Source organism: Liquorilactobacillus sicerae (assembly GCF_029916425.1).
GTDB classification, from domain to species: domain Bacteria; phylum Bacillota; class Bacilli; order Lactobacillales; family Lactobacillaceae; genus Liquorilactobacillus; species Liquorilactobacillus sicerae.
In genome coordinates, this window is the sequence record NZ_JAHAVQ010000266.1 from 1 (window position 1) to 433 (window position 433).

General features: G+C 35.6%; 1 protein-coding gene. It reads left to right on the forward strand.

Translation table 11 applies throughout. The annotated features are described in order from the left end of the window. Nucleotides 1–31 precede the first annotated feature (31 nt). Nucleotides 32–433 (forward strand): hypothetical protein (locus tag KH893_RS12370; RefSeq protein WP_281166347.1); only part of this gene is annotated, 402 nt, incomplete at its 3' end.

Here is a 433-nt window from a genome sequence, read left to right on the forward strand (position 1 = left end):
GTATCCGCGAGCTTCATTTGGTGGAGTAAAAATGTCTGAAAAACAATATAAGCAGGTTGAACGGTCAAAACGAAATATCAATAATGTCATTAATGATTTGGATGATTACAAGCCTAGTGATCCAAAAACGGTGACTAAAATGAAAAAAGATGTTGATCGATTAATAACTCAAAACGGCAAAAACCTTTCAACGAAAGAATTTGATAAATTGGAACAGGCTGTTGGGGACAAAGATGGAGGAGTATTAGCGACGATTGAGTCTGCTCAAAAGGGAAAATACCTGATTGATGGTGATATTGCTTCAACTTTGCACTCTAAGTTTTCTGTGATTGTTAAAGAATCTGCAAGATCTGCTGTTGATTCGGATTCGCAAGCTGAGAAAATTGCCACTCAAATTCAAAAAGATTTGAGTATTGATTCAAGACTTTATAAG